At 63.9% G+C, this 22368-nt stretch carries 32 protein-coding genes; 30 read left to right on the top strand and 2 right to left on the bottom strand.

Annotated elements, in window-relative coordinates; translation table 11 throughout:
* From rplD to ABIA90_RS18955, 27 genes are all read left to right on the top strand, one after another.
* Entirely contained in the window at window positions 1-621 is a 621-nt protein-coding gene (gene rplD / locus ABIA90_RS19085) for a 50S ribosomal protein L4 (RefSeq protein ID WP_011088150.1), read from the top strand.
* Complete coding sequence (locus ABIA90_RS19080; RefSeq protein ID WP_354117796.1) at window positions 618-920, top strand: 50S ribosomal protein L23; 303 nt, start codon at window positions 618-620, stop codon at window positions 918-920. Before rplD ends, ABIA90_RS19080 begins: the two co-directional genes overlap by 4 nt.
* Before the next feature lie 12 nt (window positions 921-932).
* Entirely contained in the window at window positions 933-1766 is an 834-nt protein-coding gene (gene rplB / locus ABIA90_RS19075) for a 50S ribosomal protein L2 (protein ID WP_028152985.1), read from the top strand.
* 12 nt (window positions 1767-1778) lie between these two features.
* A complete protein-coding gene (rpsS, locus tag ABIA90_RS19070; RefSeq protein WP_008136357.1) occupies window positions 1779-2057 on the top strand; it encodes a 30S ribosomal protein S19 in 279 nt (92 codons plus the stop codon).
* Window positions 2058-2067: 10 nt separating this feature from the next.
* A complete protein-coding gene (rplV, locus tag ABIA90_RS19065) occupies window positions 2068-2457 on the top strand; it encodes a 50S ribosomal protein L22 (protein WP_011088147.1) in 390 nt (129 codons plus the stop codon).
* An 18-nt stretch (window positions 2458-2475) separates the two neighbouring features.
* The gene (gene rpsC, locus ABIA90_RS19060) at window positions 2476-3201 is read left to right on the top strand and encodes a 30S ribosomal protein S3 (protein WP_129268065.1); all 726 of its coding nucleotides are present in this window, start codon (window positions 2476-2478) and stop codon (window positions 3199-3201) included.
* Window positions 3202-3233: 32 nt separating this feature from the next.
* The gene (rplP, locus tag ABIA90_RS19055; protein WP_354078117.1) at window positions 3234-3647 is read left to right on the top strand and encodes a 50S ribosomal protein L16; all 414 of its coding nucleotides are present in this window, start codon (window positions 3234-3236) and stop codon (window positions 3645-3647) included.
* 5 nt (window positions 3648-3652) lie between these two features.
* A complete protein-coding gene (rpmC, locus tag ABIA90_RS19050; RefSeq protein WP_063986292.1) occupies window positions 3653-3859 on the top strand; it encodes a 50S ribosomal protein L29 in 207 nt (68 codons plus the stop codon).
* Between the two features lie 13 nt (window positions 3860-3872).
* Entirely contained in the window at window positions 3873-4121 is a 249-nt protein-coding gene (gene rpsQ, locus ABIA90_RS19045; RefSeq protein ID WP_071912842.1) for a 30S ribosomal protein S17, read from the top strand.
* A gap of 84 nt (window positions 4122-4205) precedes the next feature.
* Complete coding sequence (gene rplN, locus ABIA90_RS19040) at window positions 4206-4574, top strand: 50S ribosomal protein L14 (protein ID WP_007603030.1); 369 nt, start codon at window positions 4206-4208, stop codon at window positions 4572-4574.
* Entirely contained in the window at window positions 4574-4888 is a 315-nt protein-coding gene (rplX, locus tag ABIA90_RS19035) for a 50S ribosomal protein L24 (RefSeq protein WP_063982583.1), read from the top strand. The genes rplN and rplX overlap by 1 nt, the downstream gene beginning before the upstream one ends.
* On the top strand, window positions 4881-5438 hold the full coding sequence (gene rplE, locus ABIA90_RS19030; RefSeq protein ID WP_063982584.1) for a 50S ribosomal protein L5: 558 nt from the start codon (window positions 4881-4883) through the stop codon (window positions 5436-5438). The genes rplX and rplE overlap by 8 nt, the downstream gene beginning before the upstream one ends.
* Before the next feature lie 46 nt (window positions 5439-5484).
* Window positions 5485-5790 (top strand): 30S ribosomal protein S14, encoded by a 306-nt coding sequence (gene rpsN, locus ABIA90_RS19025; RefSeq protein ID WP_063982585.1) that lies wholly within the window; start codon window positions 5485-5487, stop codon window positions 5788-5790.
* Window positions 5791-5804: 14 nt separating this feature from the next.
* Window positions 5805-6203, top strand: a complete 399-nt coding sequence (rpsH, locus tag ABIA90_RS19020) for a 30S ribosomal protein S8 (RefSeq protein ID WP_008136338.1) — start codon at window positions 5805-5807, stop codon at window positions 6201-6203.
* A gap of 16 nt (window positions 6204-6219) precedes the next feature.
* Window positions 6220-6753 (top strand): 50S ribosomal protein L6, encoded by a 534-nt coding sequence (gene rplF, locus ABIA90_RS19015; RefSeq protein ID WP_063982587.1) that lies wholly within the window; start codon window positions 6220-6222, stop codon window positions 6751-6753.
* Window positions 6754-6764: 11 nt separating this feature from the next.
* Window positions 6765-7127, top strand: a complete 363-nt coding sequence (gene rplR / locus ABIA90_RS19010; RefSeq protein WP_007603036.1) for a 50S ribosomal protein L18 — start codon at window positions 6765-6767, stop codon at window positions 7125-7127.
* A gap of 44 nt (window positions 7128-7171) precedes the next feature.
* Complete coding sequence (gene rpsE / locus ABIA90_RS19005; protein ID WP_028152981.1) at window positions 7172-7762, top strand: 30S ribosomal protein S5; 591 nt, start codon at window positions 7172-7174, stop codon at window positions 7760-7762.
* Window positions 7763-7787: 25 nt separating this feature from the next.
* Entirely contained in the window at window positions 7788-7982 is a 195-nt protein-coding gene (rpmD, locus tag ABIA90_RS19000) for a 50S ribosomal protein L30 (protein ID WP_011088137.1), read from the top strand.
* Between the two features lie 75 nt (window positions 7983-8057).
* Entirely contained in the window at window positions 8058-8543 is a 486-nt protein-coding gene (gene rplO, locus ABIA90_RS18995) for a 50S ribosomal protein L15 (protein WP_014494508.1), read from the top strand.
* A gap of 148 nt (window positions 8544-8691) precedes the next feature.
* Complete coding sequence (gene secY, locus ABIA90_RS18990; protein ID WP_028152980.1) at window positions 8692-10023, top strand: preprotein translocase subunit SecY; 1332 nt, start codon at window positions 8692-8694, stop codon at window positions 10021-10023.
* 276 nt (window positions 10024-10299) lie between these two features.
* A complete protein-coding gene (locus tag ABIA90_RS18985; RefSeq protein WP_354118355.1) occupies window positions 10300-11160 on the top strand; it encodes an adenylate kinase in 861 nt (286 codons plus the stop codon).
* A 187-nt stretch (window positions 11161-11347) separates the two neighbouring features.
* The gene (gene rpsM, locus ABIA90_RS18980) at window positions 11348-11716 is read left to right on the top strand and encodes a 30S ribosomal protein S13 (RefSeq protein ID WP_014494511.1); all 369 of its coding nucleotides are present in this window, start codon (window positions 11348-11350) and stop codon (window positions 11714-11716) included.
* A gap of 121 nt (window positions 11717-11837) precedes the next feature.
* Window positions 11838-12227, top strand: a complete 390-nt coding sequence (gene rpsK / locus ABIA90_RS18975) for a 30S ribosomal protein S11 (protein ID WP_007603045.1) — start codon at window positions 11838-11840, stop codon at window positions 12225-12227.
* Window positions 12228-12339: 112 nt separating this feature from the next.
* The gene (locus ABIA90_RS18970) at window positions 12340-13371 is read left to right on the top strand and encodes a DNA-directed RNA polymerase subunit alpha (protein ID WP_038942308.1); all 1032 of its coding nucleotides are present in this window, start codon (window positions 12340-12342) and stop codon (window positions 13369-13371) included.
* Between the two features lie 163 nt (window positions 13372-13534).
* A complete protein-coding gene (gene rplQ, locus ABIA90_RS18965; RefSeq protein ID WP_014494513.1) occupies window positions 13535-13951 on the top strand; it encodes a 50S ribosomal protein L17 in 417 nt (138 codons plus the stop codon).
* Window positions 13952-14072: 121 nt separating this feature from the next.
* The gene (locus tag ABIA90_RS18960) at window positions 14073-14912 is read left to right on the top strand and encodes a c-type cytochrome (RefSeq protein ID WP_354117797.1); all 840 of its coding nucleotides are present in this window, start codon (window positions 14073-14075) and stop codon (window positions 14910-14912) included.
* A gap of 204 nt (window positions 14913-15116) precedes the next feature.
* Window positions 15117-15905 carry an SDR family NAD(P)-dependent oxidoreductase gene (locus ABIA90_RS18955; RefSeq protein ID WP_354117798.1) on the top strand — a complete coding sequence of 263 codons (789 nt, stop codon included), beginning with the start codon at window positions 15117-15119 and terminating at the stop codon, window positions 15903-15905.
* 187 nt (window positions 15906-16092) lie between these two features.
* Here ABIA90_RS18955 and ABIA90_RS18950 read toward each other — a convergent pair whose 3' ends face one another.
* Window positions 16093-17106, bottom strand: a complete 1014-nt coding sequence (locus tag ABIA90_RS18950) for a zinc-binding alcohol dehydrogenase family protein (protein ID WP_354117799.1) — start codon at window positions 17104-17106, stop codon at window positions 16093-16095.
* Between the two features lie 133 nt (window positions 17107-17239).
* On the opposite strand from ABIA90_RS18950, the gene ABIA90_RS18945 reads away from it, so the two are divergent.
* Window positions 17240-17623 (top strand): winged helix-turn-helix transcriptional regulator, encoded by a 384-nt coding sequence (locus tag ABIA90_RS18945; protein WP_041959361.1) that lies wholly within the window; start codon window positions 17240-17242, stop codon window positions 17621-17623.
* Window positions 17624-17664: 41 nt separating this feature from the next.
* On the opposite strand, the gene ABIA90_RS18940 is transcribed toward ABIA90_RS18945, so the two are convergent.
* Complete coding sequence (locus ABIA90_RS18940; protein ID WP_283016848.1) at window positions 17665-19296, bottom strand: OprO/OprP family phosphate-selective porin; 1632 nt, start codon at window positions 19294-19296, stop codon at window positions 17665-17667.
* 313 nt (window positions 19297-19609) lie between these two features.
* On the opposite strand from ABIA90_RS18940, the gene ABIA90_RS18935 reads away from it, so the two are divergent.
* Window positions 19610-21016: a DegQ family serine endoprotease gene (locus ABIA90_RS18935; protein ID WP_354117800.1), complete on the top strand. Its 1407-nt coding sequence runs from the start codon at window positions 19610-19612 to the stop codon at window positions 21014-21016.
* Window positions 21013-22350 (top strand): replication-associated recombination protein A, encoded by a 1338-nt coding sequence (locus ABIA90_RS18930; RefSeq protein ID WP_354117801.1) that lies wholly within the window; start codon window positions 21013-21015, stop codon window positions 22348-22350. Before ABIA90_RS18935 ends, ABIA90_RS18930 begins: the two co-directional genes overlap by 4 nt.
* Window positions 22351-22368: the final 18 nt, after the last annotated feature.

Here is a 22368-nt window from a genome sequence, read left to right as displayed (position 1 = left end):
ATGGAATTGAAGGTCACGACCCTCGAAGGTAAGGAAGCCGGCTCGGTCCAGCTTTCCGATGCCATTTTCGGCCTCGAGCCGCGCCAGGACATCATTGCACGTTGCGTGCAGTGGCAGCTCAACAAGCGTCAGGCCGGCACTCACAAGGCCAAGGGCCGCGCCGAGATCTGGCGCACCGGCAAGAAGATGTACAAGCAGAAGGGCACCGGCGGTGCTCGTCACGGCTCGGCCCGCGTGCCGCAGTTCCGCGGCGGTGGCCGTGCCTTCGGTCCGGTGGTGCGTTCGCACGCCACCGACCTGCCGAAGAAGGTCCGCGCGCTTGCCCTCAAGCATGCGCTGTCGGCCAAGGCCAAGGACGGCGACCTGCTGGTGATCGACAAGGCCGCGCTGGAAGCCGCCAAGACCAAGGCGCTGCTCGGCCATTTCTCGGGCCTCGGTTTGACCAACGCGCTGATCATCGACGGCGCCGAGCTCAACAACGGCTTTGCCGCTGCGGCCCGCAACATCCCGAACATGGACGTGCTGCCGATCCAGGGCATCAACGTCTATGACATCCTGCGCCGTCAGAAGCTCGTTCTGACCAAGGCCGCCATCGATGCGCTGGAGGCGCGCTTCAAATGACGAAGAACATCGAGCCTCGCCACTACGACGTGATCTTGTCGCCGGTCGTGACCGAAAAGGCGACGATCGCCTCGGAGCACAACAAGGTCCTGTTCAAGGTGGCCGCGAAGGCGAGCAAGCCGCAGATCAAGGAAGCGATCGAGAAGCTGTTCGACGTCAAGGTCAAGAGCGTCAACACGCTGGTCCGCAAGGGCAAGACCAAGATCTTCCGCGGCAATCTCGGCTCGCAGTCGAACAGCAAGCGCGCGATCGTGACCCTCGAAGAGGGCCACCGGATCGACGTGACCACCGGTCTGTAAGGTCGTACGACGATGGCACTGAAAAAATTCAATCCCACGACGCCGGGCCAGCGCCAGCTGGTCATGGTCGATCGTTCGGCCCTCTACAAGGGCAAGCCGGTCAAGGCGCTCACCGAAGGCAAGCACTCCTCGGGCGGTCGCAACAACACCGGTCGCATCACCGTGCGCTTCCGCGGCGGCGGTCACAAGCAGACGCTGCGCATCGTCGACTTCAAGCGCGACAAGGTCGATGCGCCCGCGACGGTCGAACGGCTGGAATACGATCCGAACCGCACCGCGTTCATCGCACTGGTCAAGTACGAAGACGGCACCCAGGCCTATATCCTGGCGCCGCAGCGCCTTGCCGTCGGTGATTCCGTGGTTGCCGGCAACTATGTCGACGTGAAGCCGGGCAACGTCATGCCGCTCGGCAACATGCCGGTCGGCACGATCATCCACAACATCGAGGTCAAGATCGGGAAGGGCGGCCAGCTCGCTCGTTCCGCCGGCACCTACGCCCAGCTCGTCGGCCGCGACCACGACTACGTGATCATCCGCCTGAACTCGGGCGAGCAGCGCCTGGTGCACGGCCGTTGCCGCGGCACGATCGGCGCGGTGTCGAACCCGGATCACATGAACACCTCGATCGGCAAGGCCGGCCGCAACCGTTGGCTGGGCCGCAAGCCGCATAACCGCGGTGTCTCGATGAACCCGATCGACCATCCGCACGGCGGTGGTGAAGGTCGGACCTCGGGCGGTCGCCACCCGGTCACCCCGTGGGGCAAGCCGACCAAGGGCAAGAAGACCCGCAGCAACAAGTCGACCAACAAATTCATTCTCCTAAGCCGCCACAAGCGGAAGAAGTAAGGAACGCCGGACATGGTTCGTTCAGTCTGGAAAGGCCCGTTCGTCGAGGGTTCTCTGCTCAAGAAGGCAGATGCCGCCCGCGCGTCCGGCCGTCACGACGTCATCAAGATCTGGAGCCGTCGCTCGACGATCCTGCCGCAGTTCGTCGGCCTGACCTTCGGCGTCTACAATGGTCAGAAGCACGTGCCGGTGGCGGTCAACGAGGAAATGGTCGGTCACAAGTTCGGCGAGTTCTCGCCGACCCGGACCTTCCATGGCCACTCCGGTGACAAGAAAGCCAAGAAGGCTTGAGGATTAAACGATGAGCAAACCTAAGCGCGAACGGAGCCTCGCCGAGAACGAGGCCAAGGCGGTCGCCCGGATGCTGCGGGTGAGCCCGCAGAAGCTCAACCTGGTCGCCCAGCTCATTCGCGGCCGGAAGGCGGCTGCTGCGCTCGCCGATCTGCAGTTCTCGCGCAAGCGGATCGCGGTCGACGTGAAGAAGTGCCTGGAATCGGCTATCGCCAATGCCGAGAACAACCACGACCTCGACGTCGACGATCTCGTCGTGGCGCAGGCCTTCGTCGGCAACGGTCTCGTGATGAAGCGCTTTGCCGCCCGCGGCCGTGGCCGCTCGGGCCGTGTCTACAAACCATTTTCGCAGCTGACGATCATTGTTCGTCAGGTCGAAGCCGAAGCAGCAGCGGCTTAAGGGTCGCAGGAGAAAACGATGGGTCAAAAGATCAATCCAATCGGTCTGCGTCTCGGCATCAACCGGACCTGGGATTCCCGCTGGTTCGCCGGCAAGCAGGAATACGGCAAGCTGCTGCACGAGGACGTCAAGATCCGCGAGATTCTGCACAAGGAGCTCAAGCAGGCGGCCGTCGCCCGCATCGTGATCGAGCGTCCGCACAAGAAGTGCCGCGTCACCATCCACTCGGCTCGACCGGGCGTGGTGATCGGCAAGAAGGGCGCCGACATCGACAAGCTGCGCAAGAAGGTCGCGGACATCACCTCGTCCGACGTCGTCATCAACATCGTCGAGATCCGCAAGCCGGAGCTCGATGCGACGCTGGTGGCCGAGTCGATCGCGCAGCAGCTCGAGCGCCGCGTGGCGTTCCGCCGTGCCATGAAGCGCGCCGTGCAGTCGGCGATGCGTCTCGGCGCGGAAGGCATCCGCATCAACTGCTCGGGTCGCCTGGGCGGCGCGGAAATCGCGCGCATGGAGTGGTACCGCGAAGGTCGCGTGCCGCTGCACACGCTGCGCGCCGACATCGACTACGGCGTTGCGACCGCGTTCACGACCTTCGGCACCTGCGGTGTCAAGGTCTGGATCTTCAAGGGCGAGATCCTCGAGCACGATCCGATGGCCCAGGACAAGAGAATGGCCGAAGGCGAGACCAGCGGCGGTGGTGATCGCGGTGGCCGTGGGCGCCGTGACAACGCTGCGGCCTGAGGCCAGCACAGAGAATTTGAGGGCTTGAAGCCATGATGCAACCTAAGAAAACGAAGTTCCGGAAGGCGCATAAGGGCCGTATCCACGGCGTTGCGTCTTCGGGTGCGACGTTGGCCTTCGGCCAGTTCGGCCTGAAGGCGACCGAGCCTGAGCGCGTCACCGCGCGCCAGATCGAGGCCGCTCGCCGCGCGCTGACGCGCCACATGAAGCGCGCCGGCCGCGTCTGGATCCGCGTGTTCCCCGATGTTCCGGTGTCGAAGAAGCCGGCCGAAGTCCGCATGGGTTCCGGCAAGGGTGCGCCGGAACTGTGGGTTGCGCGCGTCAAGCCGGGCCGGGTGCTTTTCGAGATCGACGGCGTCACGGTGCAGACCGCGAAGGAAGCACTGACGCTGGCGGCCGCCAAGCTGCCAATCAAGACGCGCTTCGTCGAGCGCATTGCGGAGTAATGGCCATGGCCCAGATGAAGATCGAAGACATCCGCGCGTTGAGCCCTGATCAGCAGGATGACGCCATCCTGAACCTGAAGAAGGAGCGCTTCAACCTGCGCTTCCAGCGCGCCACCGGGCAGCTCGAGAACACTTCGCGCTTGCGCGAGGCTCGCCGTGACATCGCCCGCATCAAGACCGTCGCCGCGCAGAAGCGCGCGAAAGAGAAGTAAGGGGCTTACGAATATGCCGAAACGTACTTTGCAAGGCGTGGTCGTCAGCGACAAGACTGCCAAGACCGTCGTGGTGCGCGTCGATCGCCGCTTCACGCACCCGATCTACAAGAAGACGATCCGCCGTTCGAAGAACTACCACGCGCACGACGAGGACAACCAGTTCAAGCCGGGCGACATGGTGTGGATCGAGGAATCGAAGCCGATTTCGAAGTTGAAGCGCTGGATCGTGATCCGGGGCGAACACAAGAAAAGCGCCTGATCTGTTGGCTTTAGCCGACTGACTTCAGGAAAATGTTGAGCGCCGGCTGGGCTGGCGCAAGAGAGAAGAGGACGAGGTGCATCAATGATTCAGATGCAGACCAACCTCGACGTGGCCGACAATTCTGGCGCACGCCGTGTCATGTGTATCAAGGTGCTCGGAGGCTCCAAGCGCCGCTACGCCACGATCGGCGACATCATCGTCGTCTCGATCAAGGAAGCGATTCCGCGTGGCAAGGTGAAGAAGGGCGACGTGATGAAGGCCGTCGTGGTGCGCGTCCGCAAGGACATCCGCCGCGCCGACGGTTCGGTCATCCGCTTCGACCGCAACGCCGCCGTTCTGATCAACAACCAGTCCGAGCCGGTCGGCACCCGTATCTTCGGGCCCGTGCCGCGCGAGCTGCGCGCGAAGAACCACATGAAGATCATCTCGCTCGCGCCGGAGGTGCTGTGATGGCTGCGAAGATCCGCAAGGGCGACAAGGTCGTCGTGCTGACCGGTCGCGACAAGGGTCGCACCGGCGAAGTATTCGAGGTTCGCCCGGACGCCGGCACGGCGCTGGTGCGCGGTATCAACATGGTCAAGCGTCATCAGAAGCAGACGCAGGCCCAGGAGGGCGGCATCATCTCGAAGGAGTCGCCGATCCAACTGTCCAACATCGCGTTCGTCGGCAAGGATGGAAAGCCGACCCGCGTCGGATTCAAGATTCTGGCGGACGGCAAGAAGGTCCGCATCGCCAAGAGCTCGGGAGCTGAGATCGATGGCTGAGGTCGCTTACACGCCGCGCCTGCGCGCGGAATATGACGCGAAGATCCGGACGGAAATGACCGAGAAGTTCGGTTATGAGAACGTCATGCAGGTTCCGCGTCTGGACAAGGTCGTGCTGAACATGGGCGTTGGCGACTCCGTCAACGACCGTAAGAAGGCCGAGAACGCCGCCGCTGAATTGACGCTGATCGCCGGCCAGAAGGCGATCGTGACCTATTCGCGTATCGCGATCGCGACCTTCAAGCTGCGTGAGAACCAGCCGATCGGCTGCAAGGTCACGCTGCGCAAGGCCCGCATGTACGAGTTCATCGATCGCCTGGTGACGGTCGCGCTGCCGCGCGTCCGCGACTTCCGCGGCCTGAACCCGAAGAGCTTCGACGGCCGCGGCAACTACTCGCTCGGCCTCAAGGAACACATCATTTTCCCCGAGATCGACTTCGACAAGGTCACGGAAGCCCGCGGTATGGACATCACCGTCTGCACCACGGCCAAGACCGACGACGAGGCGAGGGCCTTGTTGACCGCTTTCAATTTCCCGTTCCGGCAGTGAGACGCTGACCTAAAGCCTCTCAAACGCGGATACCCAGGAGCCAAGCATGGCAAAGAAGAGTTCAGTCGAGAAGAACAACCGGCGCAAGCGGATGGCGAAGAACGCCGCCCCGAAGCGCGAGCGATTGAAGGCGATCATCGCCGACAAGACGCTGCCGATGGAGGAGCGGTTCGCCGCCACCCTGAAGCTTGCGGAAATGCCGCGCAACTCGTCGGCGACCCGCATCCGTCTGCGTTGCGAGCTGTCGGGCCGTTCGCGCTCGAACTACCGCAAGACCAAACTGTCTCGCATCGCGATGCGCGACCTTGGCTCCAAGGGCATGGTCCCGGGCCTCGTGAAGTCCAGCTGGTAAGGAGGGTCGTTTAGATGTCTACGCACGATCCAATCAGCGATCTGATCACCCGTATCCGCAACGCGCAGATGCGCTCCAAGAGCAAGGTCTCGACGCCTGGTTCGAAGATGCGCGAGAATGTGCTCGAAGTGCTCAAGACCGAGGGCTACATCCGCGGTTACGCCACGCTCGAGCACTCCTCGGGCCGCAGTGAGATCGAGATCGAGCTGAAGTATTTCGACGGCGAGCCCGTCATCCGCGAGATCGAACGAGTCTCCAAGCCCGGGCGTCGTGTTTACGCCTCGGTGAAGGCTCTGCCGCGGGTCAACAACGGGCTCGGCATTTCGGTGTTGTCGACGCCGAAGGGGATCATGGCCGACCACAGCGCGCGCGAAGCGAATGTGGGCGGCGAAGTTCTCTTCACGGTGTTCTGAGAAGGATTGTTGATCCATGTCACGTGTTGGCAAAAGGCCTGTGGCGGTTCCGTCGGGTGTGACCGCGACCGTCGACGGGCAGACCGTCAAGATGAAGGGGCCCAAGGGCCAGCTTCAGTTCGTCGTCCATAACGACGTCGAGGTGAAGCTCGAGAATGGCCAGGTCAAGGTGAACCCGCGGGTCGAGACCAACCGCGCGCGGGCGCTGTACGGTACCGCTCGCGCCCAGGTCGCGAATCTGGTCGAAGGCGTCACCAAGGGCTTCGAGAAGAAGCTCGAAATCACCGGCGTCGGTTACCGCGCCGCGATGCAGGGCAAGAACCTGCAGCTCGCGCTCGGTTACAGCCACGACGTGGTCTACGCGATCCCGGAAGGGATCACGATCACGGTGCCGAAGCCGACTGAGATCACGGTGACCGGCAGCGACATCCAGCGTGTCGGCCAGGTCGCCGCCGAGATTCGCTCCTATCGTCCGCCGGAGCCCTACAAGGGCAAGGGCGTGAAGTATGTTGGCGAATTCATCTTCCGCAAGGAAGGCAAGAAGAAGTAACGGAGCCGGTCATGTCCAAAGCCAAGGTTACCAATGCCCGGCGCAAGCGGAGTGTGCGGCTGAAGCTGCGCCGCTCCGGTGGCGGTCGTCCGCGTCTGTCGGTGTTTCGCTCGTCCAAGCACATCTACGCCCAGGTCATCGACGACCTGAAGGGCGAGACGCTGGCCTCTGCCTCGTCGCTCGAGAAGTCGATGCGCGACGGCGGCAAGACCGGCGCCGACATCGATGCGGCGAAGGCGGTCGGCAAGCTGCTGGCCGAGCGCGCCGCCGAGAAGGGCGTCAAGGAAGTCGTGTTCGATCGCGGCAGCTACCTCTACCACGGGCGCGTCAAGGCACTGGCCGACGCTGCGCGTGAGAGCGGGCTGAGCTTCTAACAGAATTTGAGGATTGAGGCGCAAGCCTCTGAAGGATTGGAAAAATGGCAGAACGCGAACAACGTGGTGGACGCGATCAACGCGGCGGCGGCGGACGTGAACGCCGGGAGGAGCGCGACAGCGAGTTCGTCGACAAGCTCGTCCACATCAATCGCGTGGCAAAGGTCGTCAAGGGCGGCAAGCGCTTCGGTTTCGCAGCGCTGGTCGTGATCGGCGACCAGAAGGGCCGCGCCGGCTTCGGTCACGGCAAGGCGCGCGAAGTGCCTGAGGCGATCCGCAAGGCGACTGAATCCGCCAAGCGCAACCTGACCCGCGTGTCGCTGCGCGAGGGCCGTACGCTGCATCACGACATCGCCGGCCGTCATGGCGCGGGCCGTGTCTACCTGCGTGCTGCTCCGGCCGGTACCGGCATCATCGCCGGCGGCCCGATGCGCGCCGTGTTCGAGACGCTCGGCGTCCAGGACGTGGTCGCGAAGTCGATCGGCTCGTCGAACCCCTACAACATGGTTCGCGCAACCTTCGACGCGCTGAAGCATCAGGATTCGCCGCGTTCGGTCGCAGCCCGCCGCAATATCAAGGTGTCCACCCTCCAGTCCCGCCGTATCGGCGGTGACGCCGAGGCGGCTGCCGACTAACGGAAGCTTTTCGGAGTAGACTCCCATGGCCAAGGCAGCAAAGACGATCAAGCTCGAGCAGACCGGCAGCGCGATCCGCCGCCATCACTCGCAGCGTTCGACGCTGATCGGACTCAAGCTCAACAAGATCGGCCGCACCAGCGAACTGCCGGACACCCCGGCGGTTCGTGGCATGATCGAGAAGGTTCACCATCTCGTTCGCATCGTCGACGAGAAGTAAGCAAAGGCGCAGGATCCCGAAAAGCGGGCACCCGTTTTCGGTGAAGATCATGCGCAAGAAACAAGGAGCAGGGCGATGAAGCTCAGCGATATCGCCGACAACGCCGGCTCGCGCAAGAAGCGTATGCGCGTCGGCCGTGGCATTGGTTCGGGCAAAGGCAAGCAGTCCGGCCGCGGTGGCAAGGGCCAGACCGCGCGTTCGGGCGTGCGCATCAAGGGTTTCGAAGGCGGCCAGATGCCGATGCATCGCCGTCTGCCCAAGCGCGGCTTCAACAACATCTTCCGCGTCGAGTTCGCCGAGATCAATCTCGACCGGCTCCAGGAAGCGGTCGATGCCAAGAAGATCGATGCCGGCAGCGTCGTGAACGTCGAGGCCCTGGTGAAGGGCGGCGTGCTGCGCCGCGCCAAGGCCGGCGTGCGGCTGCTCGGCCGCGGCGAGCTCAAGTCCAAGCTCAACATCGAAGTGCACGGCGCCACAAAGACCGCGATCGCCGCGGTCGAGAAGGCCGGCGGTTCGGTGAAGATCCTCGCCCCTGCCAAGGAAGAAGGCGAGGCGGCGTAACAACTGCGTCATTGGCCCGCGGCTCGCGGGCCTTTACGCGTGTGGGACGTGGACTTATCGAAGCCGAGCCCCAGATAATGTCCGGCGTCCGCTAGAGTAGCCCGGCCGCGGGCATGACGGCGCAATAGGCGGCGGGAGAAAGTCCAAGATGGCCTCTGCAGCGGAACAACTGGCAGCCAATCTCAATTTCGGTGCGTTTGCCAAGGCTGACGAACTGAAGAAGCGCATCTGGTTCACCCTGGGTGCGCTGCTCGTTTATCGGCTCGGGACCTACATCCCGCTTCCCGGCATCGATCCCAACATCTGGGAACAGGTGTTCCGCTCCCAGGCGGGCGGCATCCTCGGCATGTTCAACATGTTCGCCGGCGGCGGTATCCACCGCATGGCGATCTTCGCGCTGAACATCATGCCGTATATCTCGGCCTCGATCATCATCCAGCTCCTCACCACCGTCTCGCCGCAGCTCGAGGCGCTGAAGAAGGAAGGTGAGTCCGGCCGCAAGCTGTTGAACCAGTACACCCGCTATCTCACCGTGATCCTGGCCGCGTTCCAGTCCTACGGCATCGCGGTGGGCCTCGAGGGCGCCGGCAACGTCGTCAGCGACCCCGGCATGTTCTTCCGCCTGTCCACGGCGATCACGCTGACCGGCGGCACCATGTTCCTGATGTGGCTGGGTGAGCAGATCACCTCGCGCGGCATCGGCAACGGCATCTCGCTGATCATTCTCGCCGGCATCGTCGCCGAGCTGCCCGCGGCGCTCGCCAACATGCTCGAGCTCGGCCGTCAGGGCGCGATGTCGACCGGCCTGATCCTGGTCGTCATCATCATGGCGGTCGCCGTGATCGCGTTCATCGTGTTCATGGAGCGCGCGCAGCGCCGGCTGCTGATCCAGTATCCGAAGCGCCAGGTCGGCAACAAGATGTTCGAGGGCCAGTCCTCGCATCTGCCGCTCAAGCTCAACACCTCGGGCGTGATCCCGCCGATCTTCGCGTCCTCGCTGCTGCTGCTGCCGACCACGGTTGCCAACTTCAACGCCGGCAGCGGGCCGGAATGGTTCCAGTGGATCACGACCCAGCTCGGCCACGGCCGTCCGCTGTTCCTGATCATGTATCTCGCGCTGATCGTGTTCTTCGCGTTCTTCTACACCGCGATCGTGTTCAACCCGACCGAGACCGCGGACAATCTGAAGAAGCATGGCGGCTTCATTCCGGGCATCCGGCCGGGCGAACGCACCGCGGAGTATATCGACTACGTGCTGTCGCGCATCACCGTGCTCGGCGCGATTTATCTGGCGATCGTCTGCTTGATCCCGGAAATCCTGATCTCCTACGCCTCGGTGCCGTTCTACTTCGGCGGCACCTCGCTGCTGATCGTCGTCAGCGTCACCATGGACACGGTGGCGCAGGTGCAGGGCTATCTGCTGGCGCATCAGTATGAGGGCCTGATCCGGAAGTCGAAGCTGCGCGGCCGCCGCCGCTAAGCGCGGCGTTCCCCAAGGGCGGCGCGACAGCGCCGCCGATTCGCCGCGCAAGCAACGCGCGGCGCCCGCCGAGGCGACCAGTCAGCCATTCCAAGACATCGGCAGAGCTGCTCTCCCTGCGACGCAATCACTGATTTCAAAGGCCTTCTTGGCGTCCTGGCATTTGCTCCCCTATGATATGGGTAGCGGTGCGGCGCCGATTATGATTTGCACTGTCATTGGACTTCAAACACAGGTGCGCGACGTATCGCTCACCAATCCGGGGGGCGTACGCCGATGAGAATTATACTTCTGGGACCGCCGGGGTCGGGCAAGGGGACCCAGGCGCAACTGCTGGTGCAGCGCTATGGCATCGTCCAGCTCTCGACCGGAGAGATGCTGCGTGCGGCCGTTGCGGCGGGAACGCCGGTCGGGCTGAAGGCCAAGGAGATCATGGCCAGCGGCGGCCTCGTGCCCGACGAGATCGTGGTGGGAATCATCTCCGACCGCATCGACCAGCCGGACGCCAAGAACGGTTTCATTCTCGACGGCTTCCCGCGCACCGTGCCGCAGGCCGAGGCGCTGGATGAGCTGCTCAAGCACAAGCATCTCAAGCTCGACGCCGTGGTCGAGCTCCGCGTCAACGAGAGCGCACTCCTAAGCCGCGTCGAGACTCGCGTTGCCCAGATGCGGGAGCGCGGGGAGGAGGTCCGGGTCGACGACACCCCGGAGGTCCTGACCAAGCGACTCGCCAGCTACCGCAGCCAGACGGAACCGCTGATTCACTACTATTCCGAGCGGCGGAAGCTCTCGACCATCGACGGCATGATGGCCATCGACGAGGTCACCCGCGCGATTCATCGTCAGCTCCTGGCCCTCGGGGCGGTCGAATCCAAGACTCATGGCAAGGCCCATGCGCGCAGCGCGGCCAAGTCGGCGCCCGCCAAGAAAGGTGCCAAGAAGGCCAAGGCAGCCAAAAAGCCGGCGAAAACCGGCAAAAAGGCTGCCAAATCCGCTAAAAAGGCCGCCAAGAAGGCGGCCAAGAAAACGACCAAGAAAACGGTCAAAAAGGCAGCCAAAACGACCGCCAAGAAGGCTGTCAAAAAAGGTGCCAAAAAGGCCGCAAAAAAGGTCACGAAAAAGCGAGCTAAGCGCTAGCAGCGGTTGACGAAAGCCCCCTGAATCCCCTAATAAGCCCCGCATCCAAGTCGGATAGTTTCAAACGATGCCGGGCCCCAGGAAGACCAGGGGTGGGCGTCGTGTTCGCGTTTGTGAACACCTGCCCGAGAAACCAAGCACTTAAAGCCTGATTCCTGACGAGGGATCGGCAACAGGAGAGAAGGCCGTGGCCCGTATTGCCGGCGTGAACATTCCGACCAACAAGCGCGTGCTGATCGCGCTCCAGTACATCCATGGCATCGGCCAGAAGATCGCTGGTGAGATCCTGGAGAAGGTGAAGATCCCCGAGGATCGTCGCGTCAACCAGCTCAGCGATGCCGAAGTGCTCCAGATCCGCGAAGTGATCGACCGCGACTATCTCGTCGAGGGCGACCTGCGTCGTGAGGTCGGCATCAACATCAAGCGTCTGATGGACCTCGGCTGCTATCGCGGCCTGCGTCATCGTCGTGGCCTGCCGGTGCGCGGTCAGCGTACCCACACCAATGCGCGTACGCGCAAGGGTCCGGCCAAGGCCATCGCCGGCAAGAAGAAGTAAGTTTTCGAATCCAATCGCGGCGTGTGGCGAAAGGGGAGACCCGTTCGCCACGCGCCTTTCGTTCCACAGGTGTAGCCGCTGGCATTACGGCGGCGTTTGAGATCTTCAGGAAAGGTACTCTATGGGCAAGGAAGCCACCCGCGTTCGTCGTCGTGAGCGCAAGAACATCGCCTCCGGCGTCGCGCACGTGAACTCGTCGTTCAACAACACGACCATCACCATCACCGACGCGCAGGGCAACACGATTGCCTGGTCTTCCGCCGGCACGATGGGCTTCAAGGGTTCGCGCAAGTCGACCCCGTATGCCGCGCAGGTTGCCGCCGAGGACGTGTCGAAGAAGGCGCAGGAGCACGGCATGCGCACGCTGGAAGTCGAAGTCGCTGGTCCCGGTTCGGGCCGCGAGTCGGCGCTCCGTGCGCTTCAGGCCGCGGGCTTCACCGTCACCTCGATCCGCGACGTGACCACGATCCCGCACAACGGTTGCCGTCCCCGCAAGCGTCGGCGCGTTTGATACCAAGTTGCGGGCGCATTGGTCGCCCGCAATGACTTTTTGCAAAGCCGCGCGAATGATCCGCGGCCTTTCTCCAACGCCAGTGTCTGCACTAGCAGTTTGACTGGCCTGTATGGGTGAAACAGTGACGATCCAGAAAAATTGGCAAGAACTGATTCGGCCGAACAAGCTCCAGATCCAGCCCGGCAGCGATTCGACCCGTTTCGCGACCATCGTCGCCGAGCCGCTCGAGCGCGGCTTCGGCCAGACGCTCGGCAACGCGCTGCGCCGTATCCTGCTCTCCTCGCTCCAGGGCGCGGCGGTGCAGTCGGTGCACATCGACGGCGTGCTGCACGAGTTCTCCTCGATCGCGGGCGTCCGTGAAGACGTCACCGACATCGTGCTCAACATCAAGGACATCTCGATCAAGATGCAGGGCGAAGGCCCCAAGCGCATGGTCGTGAAGAAGCAGGGCCCGGGCGTCGTCACCGCCGGCGACATCCAGACCGTGGGCGACGTGGTCGTGCTCAACCCGGACCTCCAGATCTGCACGCTCGACGAGGGCGCCGAGATCCGCATGGAGTTCACGGTCGCCACCGGCAAGGGCTACGTGCCCGCCGAGCGCAACCGTCCCGAGGACGCGCCGATCGGACTGATCCCGGTCGACAGCCTGTACTCGCCGGTCCGCAAGGTCTCCTACAAGGTCGAGAACACCCGTGAGGGCCAGATCCTCGACTACGACAAGCTGACCATGACGATCGAGACCAACGGCGCGCTGACGCCGGATGACTCGGTGGCTTATGCCGCCCGCATCCTGCAGGATCAGCTCAACGTGTTCGTCAACTTCGAAGAGCCGCGCAAGGAAGTCGCCCAGGAGATCATCCCGGACCTCGCCTTCAACCCGGCCTTCCTCAAGAAGGTGGACGAGCTCGAGCTGTCGGTGCGTTCGGCCAACTGCTTGAAGAACGACAACATCGTCTACATCGGCGACCTCGTGCAGAAGAGCGAAGCGGAAATGCTCCGCACCCCGAACTTCGGCCGCAAGTCGCTGAACGAGATCAAGGAAGTGCTGGCCCAGATGGGTCTGCATCTCGGCATGGAAGTGCCGGGCTGGCCGCCGGAGAACATCGACGAGCTCGCCAAGCGCTTCGAGGATCACTACTGAGCGCAGCATGATCCCGGAAAAGTGCGAAGCGGTTTTCCGATAAGGATCATGCTCAAACAAGAAAGCGAAAGCGCAACGCGCTTTCGCGGGCGAACGCAGGCAGCCCACCTGAGCAACATGTCCGACGAACCGTCGCGGCAGTTTCAAACTAAGGAATAGTTACATGCGTCACGGCAAGGTTCATCGGAAGCTCAACCGCACTGCCGAGCATCGCCGCGCGATGTTCGCCAACATGTGCGCCGCGCTGATCAAGCACGAGCAGATCGTCACCACGCTGCCCAAGGCCAAGGAGCTCCGTCCGATCGTCGAGAAGCTCGTCACCCTCGGCAAGAAGGGCGGCCTGTCCATGCGTCGCCAAGCCATCTCCGAGATGCGCGACAAGGACCAGGTCAAGAAGCTGTTCGACGTGCTGGCGCCCCGCTACAAGGACCGTCAGGGCGGCTACACCCGCATCATCAAGGCCGGCTTCCGCTACGGCGACAACGCCGCGATGGCCGTGATCGAGTTCGTCGACCGCGACGTCGATGCCAAGGGCCAGGACTCCGGTCCGGTGCAGGAGAAGGAAGCCGAGGCGGCGTAAGCCGGCCGGTACCTCAAGTTTTCAGAAAGCGGCGCCCCTGGGCGCCGCTTTTTTGTATGGCGCGGCGATATCTCATGCCGCGCATCGTCTGGTGAACGCGATTCCGGCCGGGGGGCTGTCGATGAGGATTGTGCTTGGGATCGCGCTGGCGCTGTTGATGTCGCCGGCCTCTGGCGAGACGCTGGTCGAACGCGGTGCCTATCTCGTCAACAGCGTGATGGTCTGCCACAACTGCCACACGCCGCGCGGGCCGCAAGGGCTCGATCTTTCGCGCGCGCTCGCGGGCGGCAGCCAGGTCTTCGATGAGCCCGCCTTCAAGGTCACCGGCTCCAACATCACGCCGGACAAGGACACCGGCATCGGCAACTGGAGCGATGCCGAGCTGAAGCGGTTTCTGGTCAGCGGTCACAGGCCGAACGGGACCAAGGTCGCGCCGATCATGCCGACCGCGTTCTACACGGTGCTCACGGCCCGGGATCTCGATGCGCTTACCGCTTACCTGCGCTCAGTCCCCGCAGTGCGCCACGAAACCCCGGCGCCGGAATACAGGATCGCGCTGAAGCGGGAAACGCCGACCTATGCCGGCAAGCAGGCGACCGAGGCCGAGATCTCCGACAAGCTCGCGCGCGGCCGCTATCTCCTGACCATCGCCCATTGCCTGGAATGCCACACGCCGGAGGGCCCGTCCGCCGTGCATGACTTCGCGGGTGCGAGCGGCAAGGGTGGCCGGACATTCAAGGGGCCGTGGGGCGAATCCATCTCCCCCAATATCACCGCGGATCCCGCGGTCGGCCTGGGCGGCTGGAGCGACGACGAAATCAAACGTGCGATTACGCAAGGCATCGCGCGCGACGGCCACAAGCTCAAGCCGCCGATGGCCTATGCTGCCTATGCCAGCATGACGGCGCAGGACCTCGATGCCATCGTCGCGTTTCTCAGGACGCTACCGCCGCGGCAATAGTGCCGTAGGGTGGGCAAAGGTGCGCTCTTCGCGCGCCGTGCCCGCCATTTCGCTCTTAACTCGTGTCGAAATGGTGGGCGCGCTTCCGCCTTCGCTCTTAGCGCTGCGGCGGGCAAGCCGCGCACCCTACGATTTCGCAGTTGTGGCGATTGAAGCGGCGTGCGCTGGACACGATATCCGCTTCAGCAACAATGGAGATGCTTCATGAAGATCGACCTTTCCGGAAAGACCGCCCTCGTGACCGGCTCCACCGCCGGCATCGGCCACGCCATCGCAAAAGGTCTCGCTGCGTCCGGCGCGAGCGTGGTCATCAACGGTCGCAGCCAGGACAAGGTCGATGCCGCCGTGCGCAAGCTGGAAGGGGCGGGCGTCAAGGTCCGCGGCATCGCCGCCGACGTCTCGACCGCAGCGGGCTGCAAGGCGCTCGTCTCGGCGCTGCCGGAGGTCGACATCCTCATCAACAATGCCGGCATCTTCGAGCCAAAAGACTTCTTCGAGATCCCTGACGAGGACTGGAGCCGCTTCTTCGAGGTCAACGTCATGAGCGGCGTGCGGCTCTCGCGCGCCTATATGAAGGGCATGCTCAAGCGCAACTGGGGCCGCATCGTCTTCATCTCATCGGAGTCCGGGCTCAACATTCCCGTCGAGATGATCCATTACGGCATGAGCAAGACGGCTCAGCTCTCGGTCGCCCGCGGCCTGGCGCAGCTCACCCGGGGCACCGGCGTCACCGTCAATTCCGTGCTGCCGGGTCCGACCATGTCGGAAGGCGTCGAGACCTTCGTGAAGGATCTCGCCAAGCAGAATGGCCAGTCGGTGGATGAGGCCGCGGCCAATTTCGTCAAGCAGCACCGCCCGAGCTCGCTGATCCAGCGCTTCGCCAGCGTCGACGAAATCGCCAACATGGTGGTCTATGTTGCGTCGAAGGAAGCGTCCGCGACCAACGGTGCGGCGCTGCGCGCGGAAGGCGGCATCGTCAATACGATCGCTTGAGACTGCGCGAAGGCGTGGCACCGGAAGCGTGGTACCGTAGGGTGGGCAAAGCGACTTGTCCGCCGTAGCTCGAAGAGCGAAGGCGGAAGCGTGCCCACCACTTTTGTCGCACCCGTTGCGAGATGGTGGGCACGGCGCGAGCGCGCCTTTGCCCACCCTACGCAGCTTCGCCCTAACGTTGTGACTGCTACCACCCCTCCAACACGATCTTCCCGCGCGACTTGCCGCTTTCGAGCAGCGCATGCGCGCGCTTGAGGTTGGCTGCGTTGATCGTGCCAAAGGTCTGGTCGAGCGTGGTGCGCAGCACGCCCTTGTCGATGAGGTCGGAGACGTCGTTGAGCAGATGGTGCTGCGCGATCATGTCGGGCGTCTGGAAAGAGGAGCGCGTGAACATCGATTCCCAGTGTACCGAGATCGCCTTGCCCTTGAAGGTGCTCACGGCGAACTCCGGGGGATCGTCGATCAGGCCGAACCGACCCTGCGGCGCCATGAACTCGGCGATCGCCTTGTAGTGCTGGTCGGTGAAGGTAAGGCTCGCCACCAGCGCGACCGGCGGCAGCCTCAAGCTCTCGATCTGCTCCTTCATCGGCTTGCCGTGGTCGATCACCGCATGCGCGCCGAGATCGAGGCACCATTTTTGCGACTCCGGCCGCGTCGCCGTCGCGAGCACCGTGAGGCCCGTGAGGCGGCGCGCAAGCTGGATCAGGATCGAGCCGACGCCGCCAGCGCCGCCCGTGATCAGCAGCGTGCGCGGATCGACGCTCTTGCCGGGCACCGCGCCGAGCCGGTCGAACAGCAATTCCCAGGCGGTGATGGAGGTGAGGGGGAGGGCTGCGGCCTGCGCGAACGAGAGCGACTTCGGCTTGACGCCGACGATGCGCTCGTCGACCAGGTGGAATTCGGAATTGGTGCCCTGGCGCAGGATCGAGCCGGCGTAAAACACCTCGTCGCCCGGCTTGAACAGTGTGACGTCCTGACCCACGGCATCGACGACGCCGGCCGCGTCATAGCCAAGAATCTTCGTCTCGCCCTCGGGCGGGGCGGCACGCTTGCGTACCTTGTAATCAACCGGGTTGGCCGAGATGGCCTTCACGGCGACGCGGATATCGCGCCCCTTGGGCTCGGGCTTTGCGGTCTCGAAATCGATCAGCGCGTCCTGATCCTCGATCGGAAGCGATTTTTTGTAGCCGACGGCCTTCATGGCTTGTCTCCATCAAATGGCGCGTAGCTTGTGATCTGCGCCTGGTCCGCTAACTGTCCCGCTAGCCCCGATTTGGCAAGTACTGTAAATTCGGGGATATAGTCCCTGTTTGGATACTATTGGGAAAACACGCATGAAGCGGCGAGATTTTACCCGGCGTCCCGGCTGCTCGGTCGAGGCGACGCTGGACCTGATCGACGGCAAGTGGAAGGGCGTGATCCTCTACCACCTCCAGGACGGCACCCAGCGCTTCGGCGAACTGCGTCGCCGGATGCCCGGCATCACCCAGCGCATGCTGACAAAGCAGCTTCGCGCGCTGGAGGAGGACAAGCTCGTCATCCGCAAGGTCTATGCCGAGGTGCCGCCACGCGTGGAGTATTGCCTCTCCGAGCTCGGCGAGAGCCTGCGGCCGGTGATCGACATCCTGAAGGCCTGGGGCGAGAGCCATCAGCAACGGCTGTCCTGCGCGCCGCCGCCCGAAGTGGAGCCGGTCAAGAAGCCGAAGCGCGCAGCGTAACTCTCCGGGAGCGGACCGTGCCGCTCCCGGAAGAGATTGCATCAGAACGCAAACTGCGTGCGCAACGCGACCGCATCGAACTTCGAGCCGGTGTCCGCCGCCGACACCGCCGAGGCCTGCTTCGACACCGTGCCATGCAGATAGTCGAGCATGAAGCGCACATTGCCGTTGACGTACCAGTTGAGCGCCAGCGTGTAGACGGTTTGCCGCCCGCCGGCGATGCCGGCGGCGGTCGCCAACTGATCGTTCAGATCTATGGTCGAGTAGCGACCGGCGATCTCCCAGGCACCCCAGCCGCCGCCGTTGATCGAGAACGGATTGTTCGGCTTGACGCCGCCATAGGCCGCGTTGCTCGGATTGTACTTGCGCGATTCACCGGTCAGGACATAGGCCGCCTGTGCGTAGCCGCCCTGGAATTTCAGGCTCGACGTACCGATGGGCGCCACCGCGGTGTTCGCACCGCGATCGATGTTGAACCAGTAGTATTCGCCCTGGACCCAGAGCGGTCCATAGGTGGCCGCGGCTTCCACGCCATAGACCTGCGCGCCCGACACATTTGCAATCGCTCCGGTCGAGATCAGCGTCGTGGGATCGATGCGCAACTCGGGACGATCGCTGAGCGTGAGCGTTTGCGTGTTCGCGATCAGATTGCGCGGCGGCTGGATCAGCCATTCCGCGTCGGCGCCGAGATGCACCGAGTAGTCGTTGCCGCTCACGACCTGGCCCGCAACGCGGGCGGTCGCGCCGTATTGCTCGCTGGTCCCGGGAGGTGACACGCTCGAGGCCGAGTGAATGGCACCCGAGGTCGGGCCGGTCACGTAAGCGCCGGCCCAGAACACGTCATTGTACCAGCGGGCACCGGCGGCGGAACGGAAGTCGCCGGCGGCGATATTTTGCGCGATGATGCCGACCGAGGCGCGTTCCATGAACGCAATGTCGTTGGAACTCGTGGATTCATCCAGGGTCCAGGCAAGGTCCATGATGCCGGCTTCGATTGCCATCTTGCCGCCGAACGGCTTCAGCCCCGTGTAGCTCACCCAAGCATTCTCGATGCCGGAGGTGCCTCCGCCCGGCAGGAAGCCGACAGGGGTCGCGCCGGCGGCGCCCGTGCCGCCAAATCCGTCGGACGAGCCCCCGAAATCGTAGATCAGCGCGAAATTCCAGTCTTCGAGGAATTTGCCGACGACCCCGATGCGCGCGCGACGCACGTTTTCGCCGCTGTCCAGCTTTTGCGGCACAGTTGCCGCCGTGTTGGGACGATAGTCATAGCCGCCCATATCGTAGTGCACGCGACCGGTGATCGCGACGCAGTTTGCCCCATCGGCGGTGCAGATGGTCGGCCGGTTGTTCGGCATCGTCACGACGGCGCCGGACGCGGGCGCCGGTCCCTTGAGCGGGATCGCCGCGTTGGCATTGGCCACGACCGCCTTCGCCTCCGAGCGCGCTTCGGCCTTGGCCTCTGCCTTTGCTTCGACTTTGGCCTTCGCCGTGGCCGCCGTGTTGGCGGCGGTCTGGCTCTGGAGCTTGTCGAGCTTCTGCTCCAGCATCTTCAATTGCTGCTTCAGCAGTGCGATCTCCTGATCGCTGCTGCTTGCCGTTTGGGCCTGGGCCTGCGAGGCCGCCAGCGCACCGGCGAGACCAATCGCGGTGGCTGCAAGTCTTGTCCTGCTCACATCATGACTCCATCGTTTGACGAACTTCCCCAAGTCGTAACGGGAGAGCCTAGGTATGAACGATGACTGCCCCGCGACGCTGCGCCCGGTTGCGCGGTTCCCACTGATGCCAATTCGCCGCAACCGAATCCGCTCGACACCACAATGGTGGATGACGCGCATCATGCCAATCCACCGCCCAGGTAAATTGTCATTTCGCATGCGGGACTTGCAAGGCGGACACACCGGAAAGGCGGCTGAATAATGCCGCCTGGCGCCCTTCTATTGGCGGGCGAACGCGCCTATATTCCGGCGTCTTTTCCGAGAGGTAGGAATGTTTCGATCGACCCGGACCGCCGTCATCACGGCATTGTGCATAGCGTTTTCAGCCCACCTCAATCCGGCCGCCGCACAGGACCGTCGTGTCCCGTCCTCGCCCGCCGAGCTGCGGCTGTCCTATGCGCCGATCGTGCAGCGGGTGCAGCCGGCCGTCGTCAACGTCTACGCCGCCAAGGTGGTGCAGAACCGCAATCCGCTGCTGGACGACCCGATCTTCCGCCGCTTCTTCGGCGTGCCGGGCCAGCAGCCCGAGCAGATGCAGCGCTCGCTCGGCTCCGGTGTCATCGTCGATGCCTCCGGCCTCGTCGTCACCAACGTCCACGTGATCGAGGGCGCGGACCAGGTGAAAGTATCGCTGTCGGACAAGCGGGAATTCGAGGCCGAGATCCTGCTGAAGGATCCGCGCACCGATCTTGCCGTGCTGCGCCTGAAGGACACCAAGGAGAAGTTTCCGACCCTGGACTTCACCAATTCCGACGAACTGCTGGTTGGCGATGTCGTGCTCGCGATCGGCAATCCCTTCGGCGTCGGCCAGACCGTGACCCACGGCATCATCTCGGCGCTCGCGCGCACCCAGGTCGGCATCACCGACTACCAGTTCTTCATCCAGACCGATGCGGCCATCAATCCCGGCAATTCCGGCGGCGCGCTGGTCGACATGAGCGGAAAGCTCGCCGGCATCAACACCGCGATCTATTCGCGCTCCGGCGGCTCGCAAGGCATCGGCTTTGCGATTCCCGCCAACATGGTGCGCGTCGTCGTCGCCTCCGCCAAGAGCGGCGGCAAGGCGGTGAAGCGTCCGTGGTTAGGGGCAAAATTGCAGGCGGTGACGCCCGAGATCGCCGAGAGCCTCGGCCTGCGTTCGCCGACCGGCGCGCTGGTCGCAAGCGTGGTCTCGAGCGGCCCCGCGGCCAAGGCCGGCCTGAAATCCTCCGATCTCATCACCGGGATCGACGGCCAGACCGTGGATGATCCCAACGCCTTCGATTACCGTTTCGCCACGCGTCCGCTCGGCGGCACGGCGCAGATCGACGTGCAGCGCGGCGGTAAGCCACTCAAGGTCACGATCGCGCTCGAGACCGCACCCGACTCCGGCCGCAACGAACTCGTCGTCACCGCGCGCTCGCCGTTCCAGGGCGCGAAGGTCTCGTCCATCACGCCGGCGGTTGCCGACGAGCTGCATCTGGACGCCGACACCGAAGGCGTCGTGATCACCGATCTCGGCGGCGACAGCGCGGCTGCGAGTGTCGGCTTCCAGAAGGGCGACATCATCCTCGCCGTCAACAACCAGAAGATCAGCAAGACCGGCGACCTCGAAAAGGCGGCGGGCGAACGGCCGCGGATCTGGCGCATCACGCTGGTGCGCGGTGGCCAGCAGATCAACGTCACGCTGGGCGGATGAGCTCGAAGCGACCACAGGAGACGCCAACTCTCTTTGCCGCGGCGGGGCTCGACCACGAGGCTCCGCATCCGCTGCCGGACCGGCTGCGCCCGCGCGCGCTGTCGGAGGTCGTAGGCCAGGACCATATCCTCGGTCCCGATGGTGCGCTGACGCGCATGCTGGAGACGCGCACGCTCGGATCGCTGGTGTTCTGGGGCCCGCCCGGCACCGGCAAGACCACGGTGGCGCGGCTGCTGGCCGATGCGACCGACCTGCATTTCGAGCAGATCTCCGCGGTGTTCTCCGGCGTCGCCGATCTGAAGAAGGCGTTCGATGCCGCGCGCGCCCGCCGCGAGATGGGCAAGGGCACGCTGCTGTTCGTCGACGAGGTGCATCGCTTCAATCGCGCCCAGCAGGATTCGTTTCTGCCCGTCATGGAAGACGGCACCGTCGTGATGGTCGGTGCGACCACCGAAAACCCGTCCTTCGAGCTCAACGCGGCGTTGCTCTCTCGTGCGCGCGTGCTGGTGTTTCGCTCGCTCGATGCCGCCGCGATCGAAAAACTGTTCGCGCATGCCGAAGAGGTCGAGGGCCGCAAGCTGCCGCTCGATGACGAGGCGCGCGCCGTGCTGGTGCGCATGGCCGACGGCGACGGCCGGGCCTCGCTGACGCTTGTCGAGGAGGTCTGGCGTTCGGCGCGGGCGGACGAGATTTTCAACGCGGCGCAGTTGCAGGAGATCCTGCAGCGCCGCGCGCCGATCTACGACAAGTCGGCCGACGGTCACTACAACCTGATCTCGGCGCTGCATAAGTCGGTGCGGGGCTCCGATCCCGACGCCGCGCTGTACTACCTCGCGCGCATGCTCGATGCCGGCGAGGACCCGCTGTTTCTGGCCCGCCGCGTCGTGCGCATGGCGGTCGAGGACATCGGCCTTGCCGATCCGCAGGCGCTCGTCATTGCCAACGCGGCCAAGGACGCCTTCGACTTCCTCGGCCATCCCGAGGGCGAGCTCGCGATCGCACAGGCCGTCGTCTACCTCGCCACCGCGCCGAAATCGAACGCCGTCTACACGGCTTTCAAGGCCGCGATGCAGGTCGCAAAACAGGCTGGCTCGCTGCTGCCGCCAAAGCACATCCTCAATTCCCCGACCAAGCTGATGAAGTCGGAGGGCTACGGCGCGGCCTACGAATACGACCACGACGCCCCCGACGCCTTCTCCGGCCAGGACTACTTTCCGGAAGCCCTGGGCCGCCAGACCTTCTACGACCCGCCCGAGCGCGGTTTTGAGCGCGAGATCCGCAAGCGGCTGGATTACTGGGCCAAGCTGCGGAAGGAGCGGGGTGGCTCGCGCTAGAAGCGGCCATTTCGCCGT

The organism is Bradyrhizobium sp. LA6.8, assembly GCF_040547935.1.
GTDB classification, from domain to species: domain Bacteria; phylum Pseudomonadota; class Alphaproteobacteria; order Rhizobiales; family Xanthobacteraceae; genus Bradyrhizobium; species Bradyrhizobium barranii.
This window is presented reverse-complemented; position numbering and strand designations above follow the sequence as displayed.

Coding starts and splice junctions, on each gene's coding strand:
- rplD (WP_011088150.1), top strand. CDS start 1: ATGGAATTGAAGGTCACGACCCTCGAAGGTAAGGAAGCCGGCTCGGTC.
- ABIA90_RS19080 (WP_354117796.1), top strand. CDS start 618: ATGACGAAGAACATCGAGCCTCGCCACTACGACGTGATCTTGTCGCCG.
- rplB (WP_028152985.1), top strand. CDS start 933: ATGGCACTGAAAAAATTCAATCCCACGACGCCGGGCCAGCGCCAGCTG.
- rpsS (WP_008136357.1), top strand. CDS start 1,779: ATGGTTCGTTCAGTCTGGAAAGGCCCGTTCGTCGAGGGTTCTCTGCTC.
- rplV (WP_011088147.1), top strand. CDS start 2,068: ATGAGCAAACCTAAGCGCGAACGGAGCCTCGCCGAGAACGAGGCCAAG.
- rpsC (WP_129268065.1), top strand. CDS start 2,476: ATGGGTCAAAAGATCAATCCAATCGGTCTGCGTCTCGGCATCAACCGG.
- rplP (WP_354078117.1), top strand. CDS start 3,234: ATGATGCAACCTAAGAAAACGAAGTTCCGGAAGGCGCATAAGGGCCGT.
- rpmC (WP_063986292.1), top strand. CDS start 3,653: ATGGCCCAGATGAAGATCGAAGACATCCGCGCGTTGAGCCCTGATCAG.
- rpsQ (WP_071912842.1), top strand. CDS start 3,873: ATGCCGAAACGTACTTTGCAAGGCGTGGTCGTCAGCGACAAGACTGCC.
- rplN (WP_007603030.1), top strand. CDS start 4,206: ATGATTCAGATGCAGACCAACCTCGACGTGGCCGACAATTCTGGCGCA.
- rplX (WP_063982583.1), top strand. CDS start 4,574: ATGGCTGCGAAGATCCGCAAGGGCGACAAGGTCGTCGTGCTGACCGGT.
- rplE (WP_063982584.1), top strand. CDS start 4,881: ATGGCTGAGGTCGCTTACACGCCGCGCCTGCGCGCGGAATATGACGCG.
- rpsN (WP_063982585.1), top strand. CDS start 5,485: ATGGCAAAGAAGAGTTCAGTCGAGAAGAACAACCGGCGCAAGCGGATG.
- rpsH (WP_008136338.1), top strand. CDS start 5,805: ATGTCTACGCACGATCCAATCAGCGATCTGATCACCCGTATCCGCAAC.
- rplF (WP_063982587.1), top strand. CDS start 6,220: ATGTCACGTGTTGGCAAAAGGCCTGTGGCGGTTCCGTCGGGTGTGACC.
- rplR (WP_007603036.1), top strand. CDS start 6,765: ATGTCCAAAGCCAAGGTTACCAATGCCCGGCGCAAGCGGAGTGTGCGG.
- rpsE (WP_028152981.1), top strand. CDS start 7,172: ATGGCAGAACGCGAACAACGTGGTGGACGCGATCAACGCGGCGGCGGC.
- rpmD (WP_011088137.1), top strand. CDS start 7,788: ATGGCCAAGGCAGCAAAGACGATCAAGCTCGAGCAGACCGGCAGCGCG.
- rplO (WP_014494508.1), top strand. CDS start 8,058: ATGAAGCTCAGCGATATCGCCGACAACGCCGGCTCGCGCAAGAAGCGT.
- secY (WP_028152980.1), top strand. CDS start 8,692: ATGGCCTCTGCAGCGGAACAACTGGCAGCCAATCTCAATTTCGGTGCG.
- ABIA90_RS18985 (WP_354118355.1), top strand. CDS start 10,300: ATGAGAATTATACTTCTGGGACCGCCGGGGTCGGGCAAGGGGACCCAG.
- rpsK (WP_007603045.1), top strand. CDS start 11,838: ATGGGCAAGGAAGCCACCCGCGTTCGTCGTCGTGAGCGCAAGAACATC.
- ABIA90_RS18970 (WP_038942308.1), top strand. CDS start 12,340: ATGGGTGAAACAGTGACGATCCAGAAAAATTGGCAAGAACTGATTCGG.
- rplQ (WP_014494513.1), top strand. CDS start 13,535: ATGCGTCACGGCAAGGTTCATCGGAAGCTCAACCGCACTGCCGAGCAT.
- ABIA90_RS18960 (WP_354117797.1), top strand. CDS start 14,073: ATGAGGATTGTGCTTGGGATCGCGCTGGCGCTGTTGATGTCGCCGGCC.
- ABIA90_RS18955 (WP_354117798.1), top strand. CDS start 15,117: ATGAAGATCGACCTTTCCGGAAAGACCGCCCTCGTGACCGGCTCCACC.
- ABIA90_RS18950 (WP_354117799.1), bottom strand. CDS start 17,106: ATGAAGGCCGTCGGCTACAAAAAATCGCTTCCGATCGAGGATCAGGAC.
- ABIA90_RS18945 (WP_041959361.1), top strand. CDS start 17,240: ATGAAGCGGCGAGATTTTACCCGGCGTCCCGGCTGCTCGGTCGAGGCG.
- ABIA90_RS18935 (WP_354117800.1), top strand. CDS start 19,610: ATGTTTCGATCGACCCGGACCGCCGTCATCACGGCATTGTGCATAGCG.
- ABIA90_RS18930 (WP_354117801.1), top strand. CDS start 21,013: ATGAGCTCGAAGCGACCACAGGAGACGCCAACTCTCTTTGCCGCGGCG.